The organism is Pseudomonas sp. XWY-1 (assembly GCF_002953115.1).
Classification (GTDB): domain Bacteria; phylum Pseudomonadota; class Gammaproteobacteria; order Pseudomonadales; family Pseudomonadaceae; genus Aquipseudomonas; species Aquipseudomonas alloputida.
Window position 1 is genome coordinate 5077421 of record NZ_CP026332.1, and the last position, 19057, is coordinate 5096477.

16 protein-coding genes are annotated in these 19057 nt (G+C 61.4%); 10 read left to right on the top strand and 6 right to left on the bottom strand.

The window, feature by feature from the left end; genetic code table 11:
• The first annotated feature begins 371 nt into the window (after nt 1-371).
• From PRJ_RS23760 to PRJ_RS23795, 8 genes are all read left to right on the top strand, one after another.
• A complete protein-coding gene (locus tag PRJ_RS23760; protein ID WP_020191715.1) occupies nt 372-1754 on the top strand; it encodes a polynucleotide adenylyltransferase PcnB in 1383 nt (460 codons plus the stop codon).
• Nucleotides 1751-2230: a 2-amino-4-hydroxy-6-hydroxymethyldihydropteridine diphosphokinase gene (folK, locus tag PRJ_RS23765; RefSeq protein ID WP_104887044.1), complete on the top strand. Its 480-nt coding sequence runs from the start codon at nt 1751-1753 to the stop codon at nt 2228-2230. The genes PRJ_RS23760 and folK overlap by 4 nt, the downstream gene beginning before the upstream one ends.
• Nucleotides 2231-2492: 262 nt before the next feature.
• Nucleotides 2493-3293, top strand: a complete 801-nt coding sequence (panB, locus tag PRJ_RS23770; RefSeq protein WP_003249992.1) for a 3-methyl-2-oxobutanoate hydroxymethyltransferase — start codon at nt 2493-2495, stop codon at nt 3291-3293.
• Nucleotides 3290-4153 carry a pantoate--beta-alanine ligase gene (panC, locus tag PRJ_RS23775; RefSeq protein ID WP_104962583.1) on the top strand — a complete coding sequence of 288 codons (864 nt, stop codon included), beginning with the start codon at nt 3290-3292 and terminating at the stop codon, nt 4151-4153. Before panB ends, panC begins: the two co-directional genes overlap by 4 nt.
• Nucleotides 4154-4361: 208 nt before the next feature.
• Complete coding sequence (gene pgi, locus PRJ_RS23780) at nt 4362-6026, top strand: glucose-6-phosphate isomerase (RefSeq protein ID WP_104887043.1); 1665 nt, start codon at nt 4362-4364, stop codon at nt 6024-6026.
• 178 nt (nt 6027-6204) lie between these two features.
• Nucleotides 6205-8139 carry an acetate--CoA ligase gene (acs, locus tag PRJ_RS23785; RefSeq protein ID WP_104962584.1) on the top strand — a complete coding sequence of 645 codons (1935 nt, stop codon included), beginning with the start codon at nt 6205-6207 and terminating at the stop codon, nt 8137-8139.
• Between the two features lie 42 nt (nt 8140-8181).
• Complete coding sequence (locus tag PRJ_RS23790; RefSeq protein ID WP_104962585.1) at nt 8182-9051, top strand: oxygenase MpaB family protein; 870 nt, start codon at nt 8182-8184, stop codon at nt 9049-9051.
• A 78-nt stretch (nt 9052-9129) separates the two neighbouring features.
• Nucleotides 9130-12066, top strand: a complete 2937-nt coding sequence (locus tag PRJ_RS23795) for a DUF748 domain-containing protein (protein ID WP_104962586.1) — start codon at nt 9130-9132, stop codon at nt 12064-12066.
• 102 nt (nt 12067-12168) lie between these two features.
• On the opposite strand, the gene PRJ_RS23800 is transcribed toward PRJ_RS23795, so the two are convergent.
• Nucleotides 12169-12582, bottom strand: coding sequence for a VOC family protein (locus PRJ_RS23800; RefSeq protein ID WP_010955354.1), 414 nt, complete (start codon nt 12580-12582; stop codon nt 12169-12171).
• Nucleotides 12583-12642: 60 nt separating this feature from the next.
• Between PRJ_RS23800 and PRJ_RS23805 the strand changes: the two genes are divergently transcribed.
• A complete protein-coding gene (locus PRJ_RS23805; RefSeq protein ID WP_014592403.1) occupies nt 12643-12945 on the top strand; it encodes a putative quinol monooxygenase in 303 nt (100 codons plus the stop codon).
• A 75-nt stretch (nt 12946-13020) separates the two neighbouring features.
• On the opposite strand, the gene PRJ_RS23810 is transcribed toward PRJ_RS23805, so the two are convergent.
• On the bottom strand, nt 13021-13371 hold the full coding sequence (locus PRJ_RS23810) for a BON domain-containing protein (protein ID WP_003249976.1): 351 nt from the start codon (nt 13369-13371) through the stop codon (nt 13021-13023).
• Between the two features lie 317 nt (nt 13372-13688).
• Here PRJ_RS23810 and PRJ_RS23815 point away from each other — a divergent pair, with 317 nt between their 5' ends.
• On the top strand, nt 13689-14894 hold the full coding sequence (locus tag PRJ_RS23815) for an ISL3 family transposase (protein WP_104960601.1): 1206 nt from the start codon (nt 13689-13691) through the stop codon (nt 14892-14894).
• A 53-nt stretch (nt 14895-14947) separates the two neighbouring features.
• Here the strand turns inward: PRJ_RS23815 and pnp are convergent, their stop codons facing one another.
• The 4 genes from pnp to rbfA form a co-directional block, all read right to left on the bottom strand.
• Nucleotides 14948-17053, bottom strand: a complete 2106-nt coding sequence (gene pnp / locus PRJ_RS23820; protein ID WP_064493341.1) for a polyribonucleotide nucleotidyltransferase — start codon at nt 17051-17053, stop codon at nt 14948-14950.
• Between the two features lie 250 nt (nt 17054-17303).
• The gene (rpsO, locus tag PRJ_RS23830; protein WP_003249971.1) at nt 17304-17573 is read right to left on the bottom strand and encodes a 30S ribosomal protein S15; all 270 of its coding nucleotides are present in this window, start codon (nt 17571-17573) and stop codon (nt 17304-17306) included.
• A gap of 147 nt (nt 17574-17720) precedes the next feature.
• Nucleotides 17721-18638 (bottom strand): tRNA pseudouridine(55) synthase TruB, encoded by a 918-nt coding sequence (gene truB, locus PRJ_RS23835; protein WP_104962587.1) that lies wholly within the window; start codon nt 18636-18638, stop codon nt 17721-17723.
• A gap of 3 nt (nt 18639-18641) precedes the next feature.
• Nucleotides 18642-19040 (bottom strand): 30S ribosome-binding factor RbfA, encoded by a 399-nt coding sequence (gene rbfA, locus PRJ_RS23840; protein ID WP_003249967.1) that lies wholly within the window; start codon nt 19038-19040, stop codon nt 18642-18644.
• Nucleotides 19041-19057: the final 17 nt, after the last annotated feature.

Sequence of the window (19057 nt, forward strand, 5' to 3'; positions counted from 1 at the left end):
CTTGCCCCACAACCAGGCAGAGAACAACAAAAACTGCACTAAAAGCAGCGCCTGAACTGGTTGGATCGACAGATCAACGTGTCATCAGCGGCCAAAGCAATCCGTTTGCTCTTTACCCCCGGTTTGGGGGTCGTCCACAAGTTTCGAGATTTGTGGGCAGGGCACTCAACAAAAACAAGAAGCCCAGCAAAAAAACAATAAGAGCACGCAACGACTTCTTGGGGAGCTTAGGCTCCCCTTGTCGTTTCTACCCTTCTGGCAGGCATCCTGCTACCCGCCTACACCATTCCCCGAGTAAATGCTAGAATCCCCGCCCATCATGCGGCCATTCTCCTATTCTTGGCCGAACATTCCTTCACACAGTGCATCCCATGCTGAAGAAGCTGTTCCAGTCTTTCCGCCCGCCCGTACCGGGCCCGCACCACAGGCGCACCACGCCCGAGGTGATCAACAAGAGCCAGCACTCGCTGCAGCGCCACCAGTTCAGCCGTCATGCGGTGAACATCGTGGAGCGGCTGCAAAGCGCCGGCTACCAGGCTTACCTGGTCGGTGGCTGTGTCCGCGACCTGATGCTGGGCATCACGCCCAAGGACTTCGACGTCGCCACCAGCGCCACCCCCGAACAGGTCCGTGCCGAGTTCCGCAACGCCCGCATCATTGGTCGTCGCTTCAAATTGGTCCATGTGCATTTCGGCCGTGAGATCATTGAAGTCGCCACCTTCCGCGCCCACCACTCCGAGGACGACCAGGGCGATGCCCACCGTTCGTCGCATAACGCCAGTGGCCGCATTCTGCGAGACAACGTGTACGGCACCCTGGAAGAGGACGCGCAACGCCGCGACTTCACCATCAACGCCCTGTACTACGATCCGGTCAGCGAGCGCATTCTCGATTACGCCAACGGTGTGCACGACGTGCGCAATCGCCTGCTGCGGCTGATCGGAGACCCGACCCACCGCTACCAGGAAGACCCGGTGCGCATGCTGCGCGCGGTGCGCTTTGCCGCCAAGCTCGACTTTGGCATCGAAAAGCACACTTACCTGCCGATTCGCGGCCTGGCCCCGATGCTGCGCGAGATTCCACCCGCGCGCCTGTTCGAGGAATGCCTCAAGCTGTTCCTCAGCGGCCAAGGTGCCATCGCCTTCGAAATGCTGGTTGACCTGGAGTTGTTCGAACCGCTGTTCCCGGCCAGTGCCCACGCGCTGGACGAGCGGCCGACCTACACCCACACGCTGATCAGCCAGGCATTGAACAACACCGACCTGCGCGTGAAGCAGGGCAAGCCGGTGACGCCAGCCTTCCTGTTTGCTGCTTTGCTCTGGCCAGCCCTGCCGGCCCGTGTGCTGCACCTGCAGAACCAGGGCGTGCCGCCGATCCCGGCCATGAACGGTGCGGCCCACGACCTGATCGCCGAGCAGTGCGCGCGCATTGCCATCCCCAAGCGTTTTACCCTGCCGATCCGCGAGATCTGGGACATGCAGGAGCGCCTGCCGCGCCGCAGCGGCAAGCGCGCCGACATGCTGCTGGACAACCCGCGTTTCCGCGCCGGTTACGACTTCCTGCTGCTGCGTGAAAGCGCCGGGGAAGAAACCGACGACCTGGGCCAGTGGTGGACCGATTACCAGGACGCAAACGACAGCGAGCGCCGCGAGATGATCCGCGAGCTTGGCAGCCGTGATGAAAGCGCCGGCCCGCGCAAGCGCAAGCGCAGCAGCAGCAAACGCAAGCGCAGTGGCGACGAGGCGTTCGAGTGACCATTCGCGCCTACGTAGGTCTGGGCAGCAACCTGGACGCACCTGCCGAGCAGCTGCGTAGCGCCTTTCAGGCGCTGGACCAGGTCGAAGCCACGCGCCTGGTAGCCGCCTCGGCCCTGTACACCAGCGATTCGCTGCTGCCCGGCCAACCGCGCTACACCAATGCTGTCGCCGCCCTGGACACCGCCCTGGCACCACTGGCATTGCTCGATGCGCTGCAGGCCATCGAAAACGACCAGGGCCGCGTGCGCAAAGAGCGCTGGGGCCCACGCACGCTGGACCTGGACATCCTGCTGTTCGGTGACCAGGTACTCGACCAGCCACGCCTGAAAGTGCCGCATTACCACATGCATGCCCGCCCGTTCGTGCTGTATCCGTTGGCCGAACTGGTACCGGGGGATTTCCGCCTGGCCGATGGCCGCGCCCTCGCGCAACTGCTCGACGAATGCCCGTTCGTCGGCCTGGAACGCCTGTAGACCGGGCGTTCCAGCCTGCATCGCCACCTCGGTAACGCCAGTAACACCCTGATCGTAACAATGCGGTAACAGGGTGATTGACTTCCCACACCTCGCTCACGACTATAGGCGTCCCGTGTGGCACCAAAGTGCCGCATACCCGTATTTAGGCCCGGACGGACCTGTGCCCGAACATCACGCGCGATGATGTGCCGCTCCGGAAGATGACTACACGCGTTGAATGCAGTCGTTTTTTACAGCGCCTGAACGAGGAATTTCCTACATGCCTGAAGTAACCCTTACCACCCTTAACGGCCTCAAGGCCAAGGGTGAAAAAATCACCATGCTGACCTGCTACGACGCGACCTTCGCCAAGGCCGCCAGCCAGGCCGGCGTTGAAGTGTTGCTGGTGGGCGACTCGCTGGGGATGGTCCTGCAGGGCCACGACAGCACCTTGCCGGTCACCACAGCGGAGATGGCCTACCACACCGCCAGCGTCAAACGCGGCAACGACGGCGCGCTGATCCTCACCGACCTGCCGTTCATGGCCCACGCCACCCCCGAGCAGGCCTTTGCCAACAGCGCCACACTGATGCAGGCCGGCGCCCACATGGTCAAGATCGAAGGCGCAGCCTGGCTGGCCGAAACCATCCGCTTGCTGGCCGAACGTGGTGTGCCGGTGTGCGCGCACATGGGCCTGACCCCGCAAACCGTCAACGTGTTGGGCGGCTACAAAGTGCAGGGCCGCCAGGAGGCCCAGGCCCGGCAGATGCGCGCCGACGCCATTGCCCTGGAACAGGCCGGTGCGGCCATGCTGCTGCTCGAGTGCGTACCCAGCGAACTGGCGGCGGAAATCACCAATGCCGTTGGCATCCCGGTAATCGGCATTGGCGCCGGCAGCGCCACCGATGGCCAGGTACTGGTACTGCACGACATGCTCGGCCTGTCGCTGAGCGGCCGGGTACCGAAGTTCGTGAAGAACTTCATGCAGGGCCAGCCGGATATCCATAGCGCCCTCGTCGCTTACGTCGAGGCGGTCAAGCAAGTCAGTTTCCCAGGCAGCGAACACGGGTTCAGTGCATGAATACAGTCAAGACCGTCCGCGAACTGCGCGCGGCAGTGGCCCGCGCGCGCGGTGAGGGCAAACGCATCGGTTTCGTGCCGACCATGGGCAACCTGCACAGCGGCCATGCGGCCTTGGTGGCCAAGGCTGCCCAGCGCGCCGATTTCGTGGTCGCCAGTATCTTCGTCAACCCGCTGCAGTTCGGCGCCAACGAAGACCTCGACAAATACCCACGCACCCTGGCAGCCGACCAGGAGCGCCTGGTGCAGGCCGGCTGCAACCTGCTGTTCGCGCCCACGGTGGAAGAGATGTACCCCGACGGCATGAGCGTGCAAACCCGCGTCAGCGTGCCCCAGCTTTCCGAAGGCCTGTGCGGCGCCAGCCGGCCTGGGCATTTCGAGGGTGTGGCCACCGTGGTGAACAAGCTGTTCAACATGGTCCAGCCAGACCTTGCCGTGTTCGGCGAGAAGGACTATCAGCAGTTGGCGGTGATCCGCGCCATGGTGCGCGACCTGAACATGCCGATCCAGATCATCGGCGAACCCACCGTGCGTGCCGAAGATGGCTTGGCGCTGTCGTCGCGCAATGGCTACCTCACGCCAGAGCAGCGTACTGCTGCGCCAGCGCTGTACCGCACACTGCAGCACATTGCAGCGGGCATCGGCCGTGGCCAGCGGGATTTTGCCGCGCTGGTCGCTGAAGGCCAGGCGCAACTGAGCGCAGCGGGTTTCCGTCCGGATTACCTGGAAGTACGCCATGCCGTAAGTTTGCGCCCGGCAGTGATCGATGATCGAGACCTGGTGGTGATTGCGGCGGCTTACCTGGGTAACACACGGTTGATCGACAATCTCTACCTGCATTTGGAAGAGAAGACCGCATAACGGTCTTGGGCTGCCTTGCAGCCCATTCGCGGGCAAGCCCGCTCCTGCGCGTTTATCTGTAGGGGCGAGCTTGCTTGCAATGCCCCACCAAAATCCCCCTGCCATACCCATTCCCAGCACGTGGCCTTTGCCTATAATGGTGCCAGCCTGAACCCGGCAACGACTGCCGTGTCCAAGCCCTCACCACGCACCAAGGGAACCCCGCGCAATGGCGTATTACCGTACACCCCACGATGTGACGGCCCTGCCCGCCTGGCAGGCGCTTCAGAAACACCGCGACGCCATGCAAAGCTTCAGCATGCGCGAAGCCTTCGCCGCCGATGCCAAGCGCTTCGACCAGTTTTCCCTCAGCGCTTGCGGCCTGTTCCTCGACTACTCGAAAAACCTGATCACCGAGCAAAGCCGCGATCTGCTGGTCAACCTGGCCAATGAAGTGGGCCTGCAGGACGCCATCAAGTCGATGTTCGGTGGTGAGATCATCAATGCCTCCGAAGGCCGCCCGGTGCTGCACACCGCCTTGCGCCGGCCTGTAGGTGACAAACTCAGTGTCAACGGCGTGAACGTCATGCCGGAAGTGCACAAGGTGCTCAACCAGATTACCGAACTGGTTGGTCGCATTCACGATGGCCTGTGGCGCGGCTACAGCGAAAAGCCGATCACCGACGTGGTCAACATTGGCATTGGCGGTTCGTTCCTCGGCCCCGAGCTGGTTTCCGAAGCGCTGCTACCCTACGCCCAGCGCGGCGTGCGCTGCCACTACCTGGCCAATATCGACGGCAGCGAGTTCCACGAGCTGTCGGCCAACCTGCGCGCCGAAACCACCCTGTTCATCGTCTCGTCGAAGTCGTTCAACACCCTCGAGACGCTGAAAAACGCCATGGCCGCGCGGACCTGGTACCTGGCCCAAGGCGGCTCGGAAGCCGAGCTGTACCGCCACTTCATTGCCGTATCCAGCAACAAGGCCGCTGCTGTAGCGTTCGGTATCCGCGAAGAAAACATCTTCCCGATGTGGGACTGGGTAGGTGGGCGCTACTCGCTGTGGTCGGCCATCGGCCTGCCGATCGCCCTGGCCATCGGCACTGCCAACTTCAAGGAACTGCTGTCCGGTGCCTACACCATGGACCAGCACTTCCAGACCGCACCGTTCGACAAGAACATGCCGGTGCTACTGGCCCTGCTGGGCGTGTGGTATGGCAACTTCTGGGACGCGAACAGCCACGCGATCCTGCCGTACGACCACTACCTGCGCAACATCACCAAGCACCTGCAGCAGCTGGACATGGAATCCAACGGCAAGAGCGTGCTGCAAGACGGTACCCCGGTGAAGACCGACACCGGGCCGGTGATCTGGGGCGGCGTGGGCTGCAACGGCCAGCATGCCTACCACCAGTTGCTGCACCAGGGCACCCAGTTGATTCCGGCCGATTTCATCGTGCCGGTGGTGAGCTTCAACCCGGTGGCCGACCACCACCAGTGGCTGTACGCCAACTGCCTGTCGCAGAGCCAGGCGCTGATGCTGGGCAAAACCCGCGAGGAAGCCGAAGCCGAATTGCGCGCTAAAGGCCTCAACGAAGCAGACATCGAAAAGCTGGCCCCGCACAAGGTGATCCCGGGTAACCGCCCGAGCAACACATTGGTGGTCGAGCGCATCAGTCCGCGCCGGCTGGGCGCGCTGGTGGCCATGTACGAGCACAAGGTGTTCGTACAGAGCGTTATCTGGGGTATCAACGCCTTCGACCAGTGGGGCGTCGAGCTTGGCAAGGAACTGGGCAAGGGCGTTTACCAGCGCTTGGTCGGCAGCCTGGAAGACAGCGCCGAAGACGGTTCCACCCAAGGCCTGATCAACTACTTCCGCGGCCGCCACCGCGGTTGATCCGAAGCTTGTGCCGGCCTCTTCGCGGGTAAACCCGCCTACCAGGCAACGCGTTACCTCGTAGGAGCGGGTTTACCCGCGAAGAGGCCGGCCCAGGTTGAACACCGCTCCCAGCTACACTGTCCTATCGAATAGCCGTTGCAGTCCATCGCCCCTTACAAGAGCAGGACCACCCGCCATGTTCGATATCCGCAAATACCCCCAGGCCCTGGCCGTCAGCCAGTCCGCCGCCCTCACCCCCGAAGACTACCGCCGCCTCTACCGCCAGTCGGTCGAAGACCCAGACACCTTCTGGGCCGAACAGGCCAAACGCCTGGACTGGATCAAACCGTGGTCAAGCGTGCAGCAATGCGACCTGCATACCGGCAAGGCCCGCTGGTTCGACGGTGCGCAACTCAACGTCAGCTACAACTGCATCGACCGTCACCTGGCCCAGCGCGGCGAGCAAACGGCCCTGCTGTGGGAAGGCGACGATCCCAAGGACTCCAAGGCCATCACCTACCGCGAACTGCACCGTCAGGTCTGCCGCCTGGCCAATGCAATGAAAGCGCGCGGTGTGAAGAAAGGCGACCGGGTGTGCATCTACATGCCAATGATTCCCGAGGCCGCCTTCGCCATGCTCGCCTGCACCCGCATCGGCGCCATCCACTCGGTGGTGTTCGGCGGTTTCTCCCCCGATGCCTTGCGAGACCGCATTCTCGATGCCGACTGCCGCACCGTGATCACCGCCGATGAAGGCGTGCGTGGCGGCAAACGCATCCCGCTGAAACAGAACGTCGACAAGGCCCTGGCCAGCTGCCCAGCGGTCAGTAGCGTGTTGGTGGTGCGCCGCACTGGCGGCGATATTGCCTGGACCGAGGGCCGCGACCTCTGGTATCACGAAGCGACGAAGGATGCCGGCGACGACTGTCCCCCAGAACCGATGGAGGCCGAAGACCCGCTGTTCATCCTCTACACCTCCGGCAGCACCGGCAAACCCAAAGGGGTGCTGCATACCACCGGCGGCTACCTGCTGCAGGCAACGATGACCTTCAAGGTGGTGTTCGATTATCGTGACGGCGAGGTGTTCTGGTGCACCGCCGATGTCGGCTGGGTGACCGGCCACAGCTACATCGTCTATGGCCCGCTGGCCAATGGCGCAATCTCGCTGATGTTCGAAGGCGTGCCCAACTACCCGGATACCTCGCGCTTCTGGCAGGTGGTGGACAAGCATCAGGTGAACATCTTCTATACCGCCCCGACCGCCCTGCGCGCACTGATGCGTGAGGGCTCCGCGCCACTGCAGAGCACCTCACGCAAAAGCCTGCGTCTGCTGGGCAGCGTCGGCGAGCCGATCAACCCGGAAGCCTGGGAATGGTACTTCGAGGAGGTCGGGCAAAAGCGCTGCCCGATTGTGGATACCTGGTGGCAGACCGAAACCGGCGGCATCATGCTCACCCCACTGCCCGGCACACAGTCACTCAAACCCGGCTGCGCCACCCAGCCGATGTTCGGCGTGCAACCGGTGCTGCTGGACGAAAAAGGCAAACTGATCGAAGGCCCCGGCGCCGGCGTGCTGGCGATCAAAGCCAGCTGGCCCGGGCAGATCCGCAGCGTCTACGGCGACCACCAACGGATGGTCGACACCTACTTCAAGCCCTTGCCCGGCTACTACTTCACTGGCGACGGTGCCCGTCGCGATGCCGATGGCGACTACTGGATCACCGGGCGCATCGACGATGTGATCAACGTGTCCGGGCACCGCATCGGCACCGCTGAAGTGGAAAGCGCACTGGTGCTGCATGACAGCGTGGCCGAAGCCGCGGTGGTCGGCTACCCCCACGACCTCAAGGGCCAAGGCGTCTACGCCTTCGTCACGACCATGAATGGCGTGACACCAGATGACACGCTCAAGGCCGAGCTGCTGGCCCTGGTCAGCAAGGAAATCGGCAGCTTCGCCAAGCCTGAGCTGATTCAGTGGGCGCCAGCGCTACCCAAGACGCGCTCAGGCAAGATCATGCGGCGTATACTACGCAAAATCGCCTGCAATGAGCTGGAAAACCTGGGCGATACCTCGACCCTGGCCGACCCAAGCGTGGTACAGGGCCTGATCGACAAACGCCTCAACCAGTAACCGGCGGCCAGCAATCATGGCCGCCCTGCACAGCAGGTCGCCATGGAAGCCCTTCGTCGCCGCATCGAAACCCAGGTCATGAGCCTCACCGGGCTGGCCCTCGGCCAGCTCGACCTGGAATCGCCCAAGGGCGACCCCGGCCTGTTCGGCCCGCACAGCATCAGCTGGCGCGTCCATGGCGACTTCCCGAGCATGCTGGTCGGTGGCATCAGCGCGCTGATGCTGCAGTTGTTGCATCCCCTGGCCCTGGCCGGTGTGTGGGACCACTCCAACTTTCGTGAAGACCTGCTCGGCCGCTTGCGCCGCACCAGCCAGTTCATTTCCGGCACCACCTTCGGCGCCACGGGCGATGCCGAGTGGCTGATCGACAAAGTGCGCACCATTCACCTGCAGGTCATCGGCACGGCACCAGATGGCCGCCCCTATGCGGCCAGCGACCCGGATCTGTTGACCTGGGTGCATGTAGCGGAGGTCAGCCGTTTCCTCGCTGCCCACCTGCGTTACCGCAACCCACGCCTGCCACGCGCCGAGCAGGATGCCTATTACAACGAAATCGCCCTGATCGCCGAGCGCCTTGGCGCCCGTGACGTGCCGCGCTCGTGTCAGCAAGTTGAAGACTATCTGCAACACATACGCCCGCAGCTGCATTGTGATGCGCGCAGCCATGAGGTGATACGAATCCTGCTCGACGCCCCTGCCCCCAGCCGCCTGGCACAGCCGGTTGGCAAACTGATGCTGCACGCGGGTATCGACTTGCTGCCCGGCTGGGCCCAGGCCCTGCTCGGCCTGCAGCACGGGCCTCTGCAACAGCGCCTGATTCGCCTGGGCCTGCGACGCACCGCGCCGGTACTGCGCTGGGCAATGCGCGACGGTTCGGCACACCGAGCCAAACGGCGCATGGGCATTGATTGAGCGCAAAGGGTGCCCCCTGCGGAACTGATTTAACGTGCCATACTCCAAGCACTCCTGCTTAGACTGACGAAGCGACACATGTACAAAGGATTGACTCGCGCCGCTGGCGCAATCGTGGCCTTGGTAGCCCTGTATAGCCTGCTTGGCTTTCTCATTCTTCCTGGTGTCGCACTGCGCATTGCCAACCAGCAGTTGGCCCAATACGCCACCGTGCCGGCTCACCTCGAACGGATCGAACTCAACCCCTTCAGCCTCGAGCTGACGCTGTGGGGCCTGCAGATCGGCGAGCCGGGCAAGGAGCAGGTCGGCTTCGAGCGTCTTTACGCTAACGCCTCGCTCGACAGCCTGTGGACCAAAGCCCTGCATCTGGAAGCGGTGGAACTCGACAAGCCGCGCAATGAAGTGCTGTTCGCCAAGGACGGTACCCTCAACCTGACCGGGTTGTTCAAACTACCGGCCAGCGAAGCCAAACCCGAAGAGCCGCCCAGCGACCCGTTCCCGCTGCGTATTGGCAGCATCAAACTCGTCGAAGGCTACCTGCACTTCGAGGACCTGCGCCCCAGCGAGCCGATCGAATTCCTCTACGACAACATGAATCTGGAGCTGAAAAACCTCAGCACCCTGCCCAACGACAATGCCGACATGACCTTGGTGGCCAGCGGCCCGCACGGCGGACGCATCGACTGGAAGGGCACCCTGAGCCTGTCGCCGATCGCCTCCGAAGGCACACTGAAGGTCACTGACGGCAAGATGAAGCTGTTCTGGCCCTACGTGCGCGATGCCGTGCCACTGGTGCTGGAAGACGGCGTGGTAAGCCTCGATACGCATTACAAGCTCAACCTCGCCAAACAGACCGAGCTGCTGCTGGATAACCTCTCCGTGCGCATCGCGCCATTCGCCATCAAGGCGCCGGATGGCCGACCGTTGGCACGTCTGGCCAGCCTGGAGGTTAGCGAAACCTCCATCGATCTGGTCAAGCAGCAGGTCACCGTGGGCAAGGTCCGCAGCGAAAAGCTCGAAACCTGGGCGGCGCTGGAAAAAGATGGCCAGCTCGACTGGCAGAAGCTGTTCGCCAGCCAACCCGCCAAGGCCACGCCGAAGGAAAAGGCCGAGCCGGCTGCCGCGGAACCTACGCCTGAAGAGAAAGCTGCCAAAGAGCCAAGCAAGCCTTGGCAAGTGCTGCTCAAGGACGTGCAGTTGCGCAACTACCTGGTGCATCTGGCAGATCGCAGCCAGAAGGAACCGGTAGCCTTGGACATTGGCCCTCTCAACGCCGACCTGCAAGGTTTCGACAGCCTCAACCAGTCGCCCTTCACCCTCAAACTCGATACCGGTGTGGGCAAGCAAGGCAAGCTGCAGGCCGCAGGCCAGGTCAACCTGGCACCGATATGGGCAAAGCTGGATGTGAGCACCCGCGACATCGACCTGCGTGTGGCCCAGGCCTACATCAGCCCGTTCATCCTGCTGGAGCTGCGCAGCGGCATGCTCTCGAGCGACCTCAAGGTCGATTTGAAGAACACCGCGCCGCTGGCCTTCAATGTGACCGGCAAGGCGCAGGTCAGCCAGTTGCACACCCTCGACACCATCAAGAGCCGCGACTTCGTCAAATGGCAGCAGGTGAACGTCGACGGCTTGTCCTACGTGCACGGCGATGCTCTGTCGATCGACAAGGTGACCCTGCTGCAGCCCTATGCACGCTTCATCATCAACGAAGACCGCACCACCAATGTCAATGACCTGCTGATCCCGCAACCGGCCGACGCCCCGGCGAGCAGCCAGCCCAAGCCGACCACGGCCAGCAGCAACAAGCCGCTTGGCATCCATATCGGGCAGATTGACATTAACGACGGCTCGGCCAACTTTGCCGACCTGTCGCTTACCCCCAACTTCGCCACGGCCATCCAGCAACTCAACGGCCAGATCGGCACCATCGACAACCGCAAGCCACAGCCGGCCAAGGTCGACGTCAAGGGCAAGGTAGACCGCTACGCACCGGTCACCATCAAGGGCGCACTCAACCCGTTCAACCCACTGGCCAGCCTGGACATTGCCACCAGCTTCAAGCGCGTCGAACTGACCACGCTGACGCCCTACTCCGGCAAGTTCGCCGGTTTCCGCATCCGCAAAGGGCGGCTGAACCTGGACCTGCACTACTTGATCACCAACGGCCAGCTCAAGGCCGAGAACAAGGTAGTAGTGGAACAACTGCAGCTGGGCGAGAAAGTCGACAGCCCGGATGCGGTCGACCTGCCGATCCGCCTGGCGGTGGCATTGCTGAAGGATACCGAGGGCAAGATCTCGATCGAACTGCCGGTGTCTGGCGACCTCAACAACCCGCAATTCAGCGTGATGCCGATTGTTTGGCAAACCCTGCGCAACCTGGTGCTGCGCGCGGCGCAGGCGCCATTCAAATTCATTGGCGGGCTGATCAGCGGCGGCAGCTCGGAAGACCTTGGCAACGTGGCGTTCGCCCCCGGTTCCAGCGAACTCAGCAGCGAGGCCCAGTCGTCCCTGGACAAGCTGGCATCCGCGCTGAAAGAGCGCCCGGAACTGCGCCTGGAAATCGAAGGCACCAGCGCCCAGGCCAGCGATGGCCCGCTGATTGCCCAACAGCGCCTTGAGCGTGAGTACCAGGCCACCTGGTACAAGATCCTGCAGCGACGGGGTGACAAGGTGCCGGCCAATGCCTCGATGCTGGTGGTGGACGACAGCGACAAGCCCGCGATGCTCGAAGGCATTTACCGCACCCGCCTGAAACAGCAGCCGCCAGCAGAATGGGAGCAACTGAGCCGTGACGAGCGTACCGCCAAGCTGCGCGCCGCGGTGATCAAGTCTTGGGCTGAGAGTACCGCCTTGCTGCGTACATTGGGCCAGGAGCGGGCCAGCAGCATCAAGGACTACCTCGTGGACAAGGGCAAGCTTGAAGATGACCGGGTGTACTTCATCGACACCAGCCTGGGGCAGCCTGAAAGCGATGGGCGGGTGATTACGCCGATGCATCTGGATGCCGAGTAATCCCCTCCGGCAGGCCTGGCCTCTTCGCAAGCACGCCCGCCCCCACAGGCCTGCGCAATACCTGTGGGAACGAGCGTGCCCGCGAAGAGGCCAGTACGGGCTTCAAACCAACCGCTGCCCCGACACCGCCGGGTGATACAGCGGTTGAACCTTGTTCCCGGCCGGGTCCAGCAGGTGGAAGCTGCGTGCGCCGTCACCATGGTTGAACGGCCGGTCGAGCAAGGTCACGCCATGAGCCTTGAAGTACTGGTACCAGGCTTCCAACTCCTCCACGCTGTCGACAATGAACCCGTAGTGATCCAGGGTCTGCAACCCGTTGGCCGCCCCTGCCCCACGCCCCAATGACAGGTTGTCGTTACCGCAAGTGAGGTACACCAGGTCCTCATTGGCGCGATTCAGCACTTCCATGCCCAGCACATCGACGTAGAAGCGTTCACACTCTTCCAGGTTAGGCACCAGCAGGGCGATGTGGCGCAAGCCATTCAGGCGGCCAGGGCGTGCAGGCAATTCGGACATTGGCAAAGCTCCATTTTTGTATACAATTCATTATTGAATTTAAAACAAAAGGAGAGATTTGTGTATAGCCTGTTCATCAAGACCCGAGTGAAGCCTGGATGCGCCGAAGCTTTCCTGAGTGCAATCAAGGTCAATGCTGCAGCTTCCGTGGCGAGTGAGCCTGGCTGTCTGGTGTTCGATGTGTCGCAGGACCGGGTTGATCCGGAGGTGATCTACCTGTACGAAATCTACCGCGATGATGCTGCGTATGAAGCGCATACCCAGACCGCACATTTTCGCGACAGCCGCCCATTGGTGGAGCCTCTGATCCTTGAGCAGGAATGCTTCGAAAGCGATGTGATCGCGCGCAACCCGGTGTATTGAGCGCAAGAAAAAGCCCTGGCACGGGCCAGGGCTTCGATGAAAGTGGCCAAATCCATTTGGCCGACGGGACATTCCTTATTCGGCTTTCAGGCCGTCAGACATTACGCTCTTGACGCCTTTGATGTTCTTGGTAATGCGCACCGCTTCTGCTTTCTGCGATTCGGTAACCTTCACATCAGAAGACAGCGAAACAACACCTTGGCTGGTCTCGACTTTGATGTCGCTGCCTGGGATGCCTTTTTCAGTCAGCAGATCAGCTTTGACCTTGGTAGTGATCCAAGTGTCGGAGCCTTCTTGCTTGGCGTTGTCGACGGTGTTGGCCGCCAACATGACTGGAGCCTGGGTTGGCTCAGCGGCGAATGCACCGTTAGCCATGGTCAGGGTCAGAGCGGTAGCAGTAGCGGCAGCAATGGCGAACTTCTTCATGTGGGTCACTCCTGTTTTTCGAAAGGTCTGCGCCGTATGTCCTGGCGTCAGGTATGAAGGTAGTTGCACGGGCTGTGCCAGCTTTGCTGCTTCTGTTATTTCCTTTTAAATCAATAAGTTAGCAAATATCTATCACTTCGGTGGTCGTGCATTTTGCAATCAGCGCGGTAAACCTGCATGCAAGATGCAAGTCCGCAAAAGGTTCCCGTCCCCATGAAAAAAGGTTCTTCACGGAATCCCGGGAAAGACAGAAACAAGAACGCCGGTTTGATGGATGATGTTCGTGCGAGCAAACACATCAACAAACCGGCGTTCTTGTGCACGATATTAATACGTTTCTGCCCTTTTGGGAGGGCTTTTCTGTCATTGCCATCAGGCCTGACGGCGACGATCTGCTGATCGACCTGATTCCGCAGCCCACTAGGTTCCCCACCTGCAGCGGCTGCCATCAGCCCAGCACCGCCATCCACGAATACTGCCAGCGTTCGATCCGTGATCTCCCCATTCTTGGCCATGCGGTACGGTTGAATGTGGAACTGCGGCGCGTTGGGTGTCGCGCATGCGGCAAGCGGATGGAGTCAGTCAGCTGGCTTGATCGCTATTCGCGTATGACCCAGCGCTTGGCCGAGGCCGTGATCCAGGCTTGCCAGCGGCTGCCTACCCTGCACGTCGCTGAGCTGTTTGACTTGCATTGGGACAGTGTGCGCTTGCTGGAGCGACGAGCTCTACAAGCCGCTCTAGAGAAGCTACCAAAGGCCCAGCCCAGGCGCCTGGTGATGGACGAGTTCGCCCTGTTCAAAGGCCATCGCTACGCCAGCGTGGTGCTGGACGCCGATACCCGCCGGGTTCTGTGGATTGGCGAAGGACGTAGCAGAGCGGCTGTCAGGCCCTTCTTTGAGGAGTTGGGGCCAGAAGGCTGTGCGCGGATCGAAGCAGTGGCGATGGACATGAACACCGCATTTGACCTGGAGGTACGCCAACACTGCCCTCAGGCACGCGTGGTCTACGACCTGTTTCATGTAGTCGCCAAGTATGGGCGCGAGGTGATTGACCGGGTACGGGTCGACGAAGCCAACCGTCTGCGCCATGACAAACCCGCGCGCAGGGTGATCAAGCAAGCACGCTGGCTACTGCTGCGTAATCCGGAAAATCTCAAGCGAAAAGATCAACAGGTGCACCTGAGGGATCTGCTGTCGGCTAACCAATCGCTGATGACGGTTTATCTGATGAAAGCAGAGTTAAAAGCGCTGTGGTCGCCCACCACCGCCTGGGGTTGGCGATCAGCCTGGAAGCAGTGGCTGCGTCTGGCTGATGAAAGCGCGATACCGGCACTGAAGCAGTTTGCTAAACGCCTGAAGGGATACTGGCGCGGCATCTTGAGCAGGGTGCGATGGCCGATGCATACGGGCCAGCTGGAAGGCATCAACAACCGGATCAAGGTGATCAAGCGGATGGCTTACGGTTACCGGGACAGCGAATTCTTTTTCATGAAGATCAAGAATGACTTTCCCGGCAATCCGTGAAGAACCTGAAAAAAGGGCCCCGAAGGGCCCTTTCTCTATAGCGTGACGGTCGCTTAGACGCCCGAGGCCTTGGCCGCAGCGACGTCCTTGATCGACAGCTTGATACGGCCGCGGTTGTCCACGTCCAGTACCAGCACTTCAACTTCCTGGCCTTCCTTGAGGATGTCGGTGACTTTCTCGACGCGAGCATCGCTCAGCATGGAGATGTGCACCAAACCGTCCTTGCCAGGCAGGATGTTGACGAAGGCGCCGAAGTCGACAATGCGCTCAACCTTGCCGACGTAGATCTTGCCGATCTCGGCCTCAGCGGTGATGCCCAGGATGCGCTGCTTGGCAGCATCCGCCGCTTCCTTGGTTTCGCCGAAGATCTTGATCGAGCCGTCGTCTTCGATGTCGATCGAAGCCTTGGTCTCTTCGCAGATGGCGCGAATGGTGGCGCCGCCTTTACCGATGACGTCGCGGATCTTGTCGGTGTCGATCTTCATCGCGATCATGGTCGGGGCGTTGGCCGACAGTTCGGTACGCGACTGGCCAATGACCTGGTTCATCTGGCCGAGGATGTTCAGGCGCGCTTCCAGGGCTTGGCCCAGGGCGATTTCCATGATCTCTTCGGTGATGCCGTTGATCTTGATGTCCATCTGCAGCGCGGTGACGCCCTTGGCGGTACCGGCTACCTTGAAGTCCATGTCGCCCAGGTGGTCTTCGTCACCCAGGATGTCAGTCAGGACTGCGAACTTGTCGCCTTCCTTGACCAGGCCCATGGCGATACCGGCAACCGGCGCCTTCATCGGCACACCGGCGTCCATCAGGGCCAGGGATGCACCGCAGACCGAAGCCATGGAGCTGGAACCGTTGGATTCGGTGATTTCCGAAACCACACGGATGGTGTACGGGAACACGTCAGCAGCAGGCAGCATGGCCTGAACCGAACGGCGGGCCAGACGGCCGTGGCCGATTTCGCGACGGCCAGCACCGCCCATGCGGCCACACTCACCTACCGAGAACGGTGGGAAGTTGTAGTGCAGCATGAAGGGGTCTTTCTTCTCGCCTTCGAGGGTGTCCAGCAGCTGGGCATCACGGGCAGTACCCAGGGTCGCAACGACCAGGGCCTGGGTTTCGCCACGGGTGAACAGTGCCGAACCGTGAGTTTTCGGCAGTACACCCACTTCGATGTTCAGCGGGCGTACAGTCTTGGTGTCGCGGCCGTCGATACGTGGCTTGCCGTTGACGATGTTTTCGCGAACGGTGCGGTATTCGATTTCGCCGAAGATCTCTTTTACTTCGGAAGCCGAAGGCTGGCCTTCTTCACCGGAGAACTTGGCAACCGCCTGGTCACGCAGCTCACCCAAACGCGCGTAGCGGTCGGCTTTGACGGTGATGGTGTAACCCTGCGAAACCGCTTCGCCGAACTCGGCGCGGATAGCATTGAACAGCTCGGTGTTGGCAACGGCAGGTTTCCAGTCCCAAGTCGGCTTGCCAGCTTCGGCAGCCAGCTCTTTGACAGCCTGGATAACAGCCTGGAATTCGTCGTGGGCGAACAGTACGGCACCCAGCATCTGGTCTTCGGTCAGCTCTTGAGCTTCCGACTCAACCATCAGTACAGCGTCGGAGGTACCGGCAACGACCATGTCCAGGCTCGAGGCAGCCAGTTGCTCATAGGTCGGGTTCAGCAGGTAGCCAGTGCTTTCGTGGAAGGCAACGCGGGCAGCGCCGATCGGGCCTTCGAACGGAATACCGGAAATGGCCAGGGCAGCCGAGGTACCGATCATCGCAGCGATGTCCGGGTCGGTCTTCTTGCTGGTGGAAACCACGGTGCAGACGACCTGCACTTCGTTCATGAAGCCTTCCGGGAACAGCGGACGGATCGGACGGTCGATCAGGCGCGAGGTCAGCGTCTCTTTCTCGGAAGGACGGCCTTCACGCTTGAAGAAGCCACCTGGGATCTTGCCAGCGGCGTAGGTCTTTTCCTGGTAGTGAACCGACAGCGGGAAGAAACCCTTGCCTGGATCAGCCTGTTTGGCGCCTACCACAGTCACCAGCACGGTGACGTCGTTGTCGACGGTAACCAGCACGGCGCCGGTTGCCTGACGGGCAATACGGCCCGTTTCGAGAGTGACGGTCGATTGACCGAACTGGAAAGTCTTGATTACCGGGTTCACGGTTTCCTACCTTTTTCAGTGGCTCTTGGGGGAACTGGTTTCTTGCGAATTCTTGGGCAGAACGGGGAATCGGCCCCATTGACCGTCCAGATACAACACGAGGCTGGGAGCCTGGCACCAAGCGGAAAAACCGCTCAGCATTGCCAGGCTGCCAACCTCGGAGATACGCGTGAAGTGCCCAACGGCAGCGCTGCAAAACAGCCCTGCCGAAGCCTGCGACACCCCACGCACACCACTGACCAGGCCGCTATTAGCGACGCAGGCCCAGGCGACCGATCAGGGCGCTGTAACGAGTGGTGTCTTTGCCCTTCAGGTAATCCAGCAGCTTACGACGCTGGTTGACCATACGGATCAGACCACGACGGGAGTGGTGGTCTTTGTCGTTGGCCTTGAAGTGGCCTTGCAGCTTGTTGATGTTGGCGGTCAGCAGAGCAACCTGCACTTCCGGGCTACCGGTATCGCCGGCGGCTTGCTGATATTCGGCAACGATCTGAGCTTTTTCTTCAACGCTGAGGGCCATGTGGCTTCTCCTGATAACGGATCCCGCATGCGGGGTCCAATAGGCCAGGGACAAATCCCTGTATTAATAAAAAAGGTGTGACCGTGCCTACTGACAGCCACCCTTGATGCCGTGGGGCTCGGCAACTGCCTGACCCCGCGGTTTCGGTCATTCCGACCGAATCAGCCGACGCGGCGCAATGCGCCCGTCTTCGCTCACTTCACCGATACCGATGAAGCGTGCATTGTGATCCTGTACCCGAACCATGCCAAATTGTGGCGCGTCCGGCGCGCGTACCGCCTGGCCATGCAGCCAGTAGAACGCACTGTGTTCCGACAGGCTGACCAACGGCCAGTCCTGCAGCCCGCTGTCCGATGGCATCAGGAAGCGGTCGAGCGCTTCGTTGCCACCTTCGGCATGGGCCTGTTCGAGTTCCTCGAGGGTGACCGTCTGTGCCAGCGCAAAGGGCCCTGCCTGGGTCCTGCGCAGCTCGGCGACATAGGCGCCGCAACCAAGGGCTTCACCGATATCCTCCACCAGCGTGCGGATATAGGTGCCTTTGCTGCATCCTACGCTCAGCCGTGCACGGGTGCCTTCGCACTCGAGCAACTCCAAGCGGTTAATAGTAACAGAACGCGCCTCGCGCTCCACTACCTCTCCTGCACGTGCCAGCTTGTACAACGGCTGGCCGTCACGCTTGAGCGCCGAGTACATAGGCGGTATCTGGCTGATCGGGCCGCGAAAACGTGGCAGCAGTGCCTCGATGTCGGCGCGACCAACGGTCACCTCGCGGGTCTGCAGCACCTCACCCTCGGCATCGCCGGTGTTGGTAGTCTGCCCCATCTGCATGACGGTTTCGTAGCCCTTGTCGGAATCCAGCAAGTACTGCGAAAACTTGGTCGCTTCACCGAAGCACAGCGGCAACACGCCGGTCGCCAGCGGGTCGAGGCTACCGGTATGGCCGGCCTTTTCCGCGTTCAGCAGCCAACGCACTTTCTGCAAGGCGGCATTGGAAGTGAAGCCCAGCGGCTTGTCGAGCAGGATGATGCCGCTGACATTGCGGCGGATACGTTTGACCTGGGCCACCGCTTACTCCTTGGTGTCCGACTCGTCGGCATCCTTGTGCAGGCGGTCTTCGGCCACTGCACGCTCGATCAGCGCCGACAGGTGCACACCACGGCTGACACTTTCATCGAAATGGAAGTGCAGCTGCGGCACGCTGCGCAGTTGCATCGAACGCCCCAGGTGCAGACGCAGGAAGCTGGCGGCGCTATTCAATGCCTTGAGCGACTGCTGCACGGCATCCGGGGTTTCCTCGCCCATGACGGTGATGAACACCTTGGCATGGCCCAGGTCACGGCTCACGTCCACGGCGGTGATAGTCACCAGACCGACACGCGGATCCTTGACTTCGCGACGGATCAGCTCGGCCAGCTCGCGCTGCATCTGATCGCCAATACGTTGGGTACGGCTATATTCTTTGGCCATTCTTGCTACCTGTAACT

Bases quoted from the DNA above. Each gene is read 5' to 3' on its own strand.
- panC (WP_104962583.1), top strand. From the start codon at position 3,290: ATGAATACAGTCAAGACCGTCCGCGAACTGCGCGCGGCAGTGGCCCGC.
- acs (WP_104962584.1), top strand. From the start codon at position 6,205: ATGTTCGATATCCGCAAATACCCCCAGGCCCTGGCCGTCAGCCAGTCC.
- PRJ_RS23810 (WP_003249976.1), bottom strand. From the start codon at position 13,371: ATGAAGAAGTTCGCCATTGCTGCCGCTACTGCTACCGCTCTGACCCTG.
- rbfA (WP_003249967.1), bottom strand. From the start codon at position 19,040: ATGGCCAAAGAATATAGCCGTACCCAACGTATTGGCGATCAGATGCAG.
- rpsO (WP_003249971.1), bottom strand. From the start codon at position 17,573: ATGGCCCTCAGCGTTGAAGAAAAAGCTCAGATCGTTGCCGAATATCAG.
- PRJ_RS23790 (WP_104962585.1), top strand. From the start codon at position 8,182: ATGGAAGCCCTTCGTCGCCGCATCGAAACCCAGGTCATGAGCCTCACC.
- pgi (WP_104887043.1), top strand. From the start codon at position 4,362: ATGGCGTATTACCGTACACCCCACGATGTGACGGCCCTGCCCGCCTGG.
- PRJ_RS23760 (WP_020191715.1), top strand. From the start codon at position 372: ATGCTGAAGAAGCTGTTCCAGTCTTTCCGCCCGCCCGTACCGGGCCCG.
- PRJ_RS23800 (WP_010955354.1), bottom strand. From the start codon at position 12,582: ATGTCCGAATTGCCTGCACGCCCTGGCCGCCTGAATGGCTTGCGCCAC.
- panB (WP_003249992.1), top strand. From the start codon at position 2,493: ATGCCTGAAGTAACCCTTACCACCCTTAACGGCCTCAAGGCCAAGGGT.
- PRJ_RS23795 (WP_104962586.1), top strand. From the start codon at position 9,130: ATGTACAAAGGATTGACTCGCGCCGCTGGCGCAATCGTGGCCTTGGTA.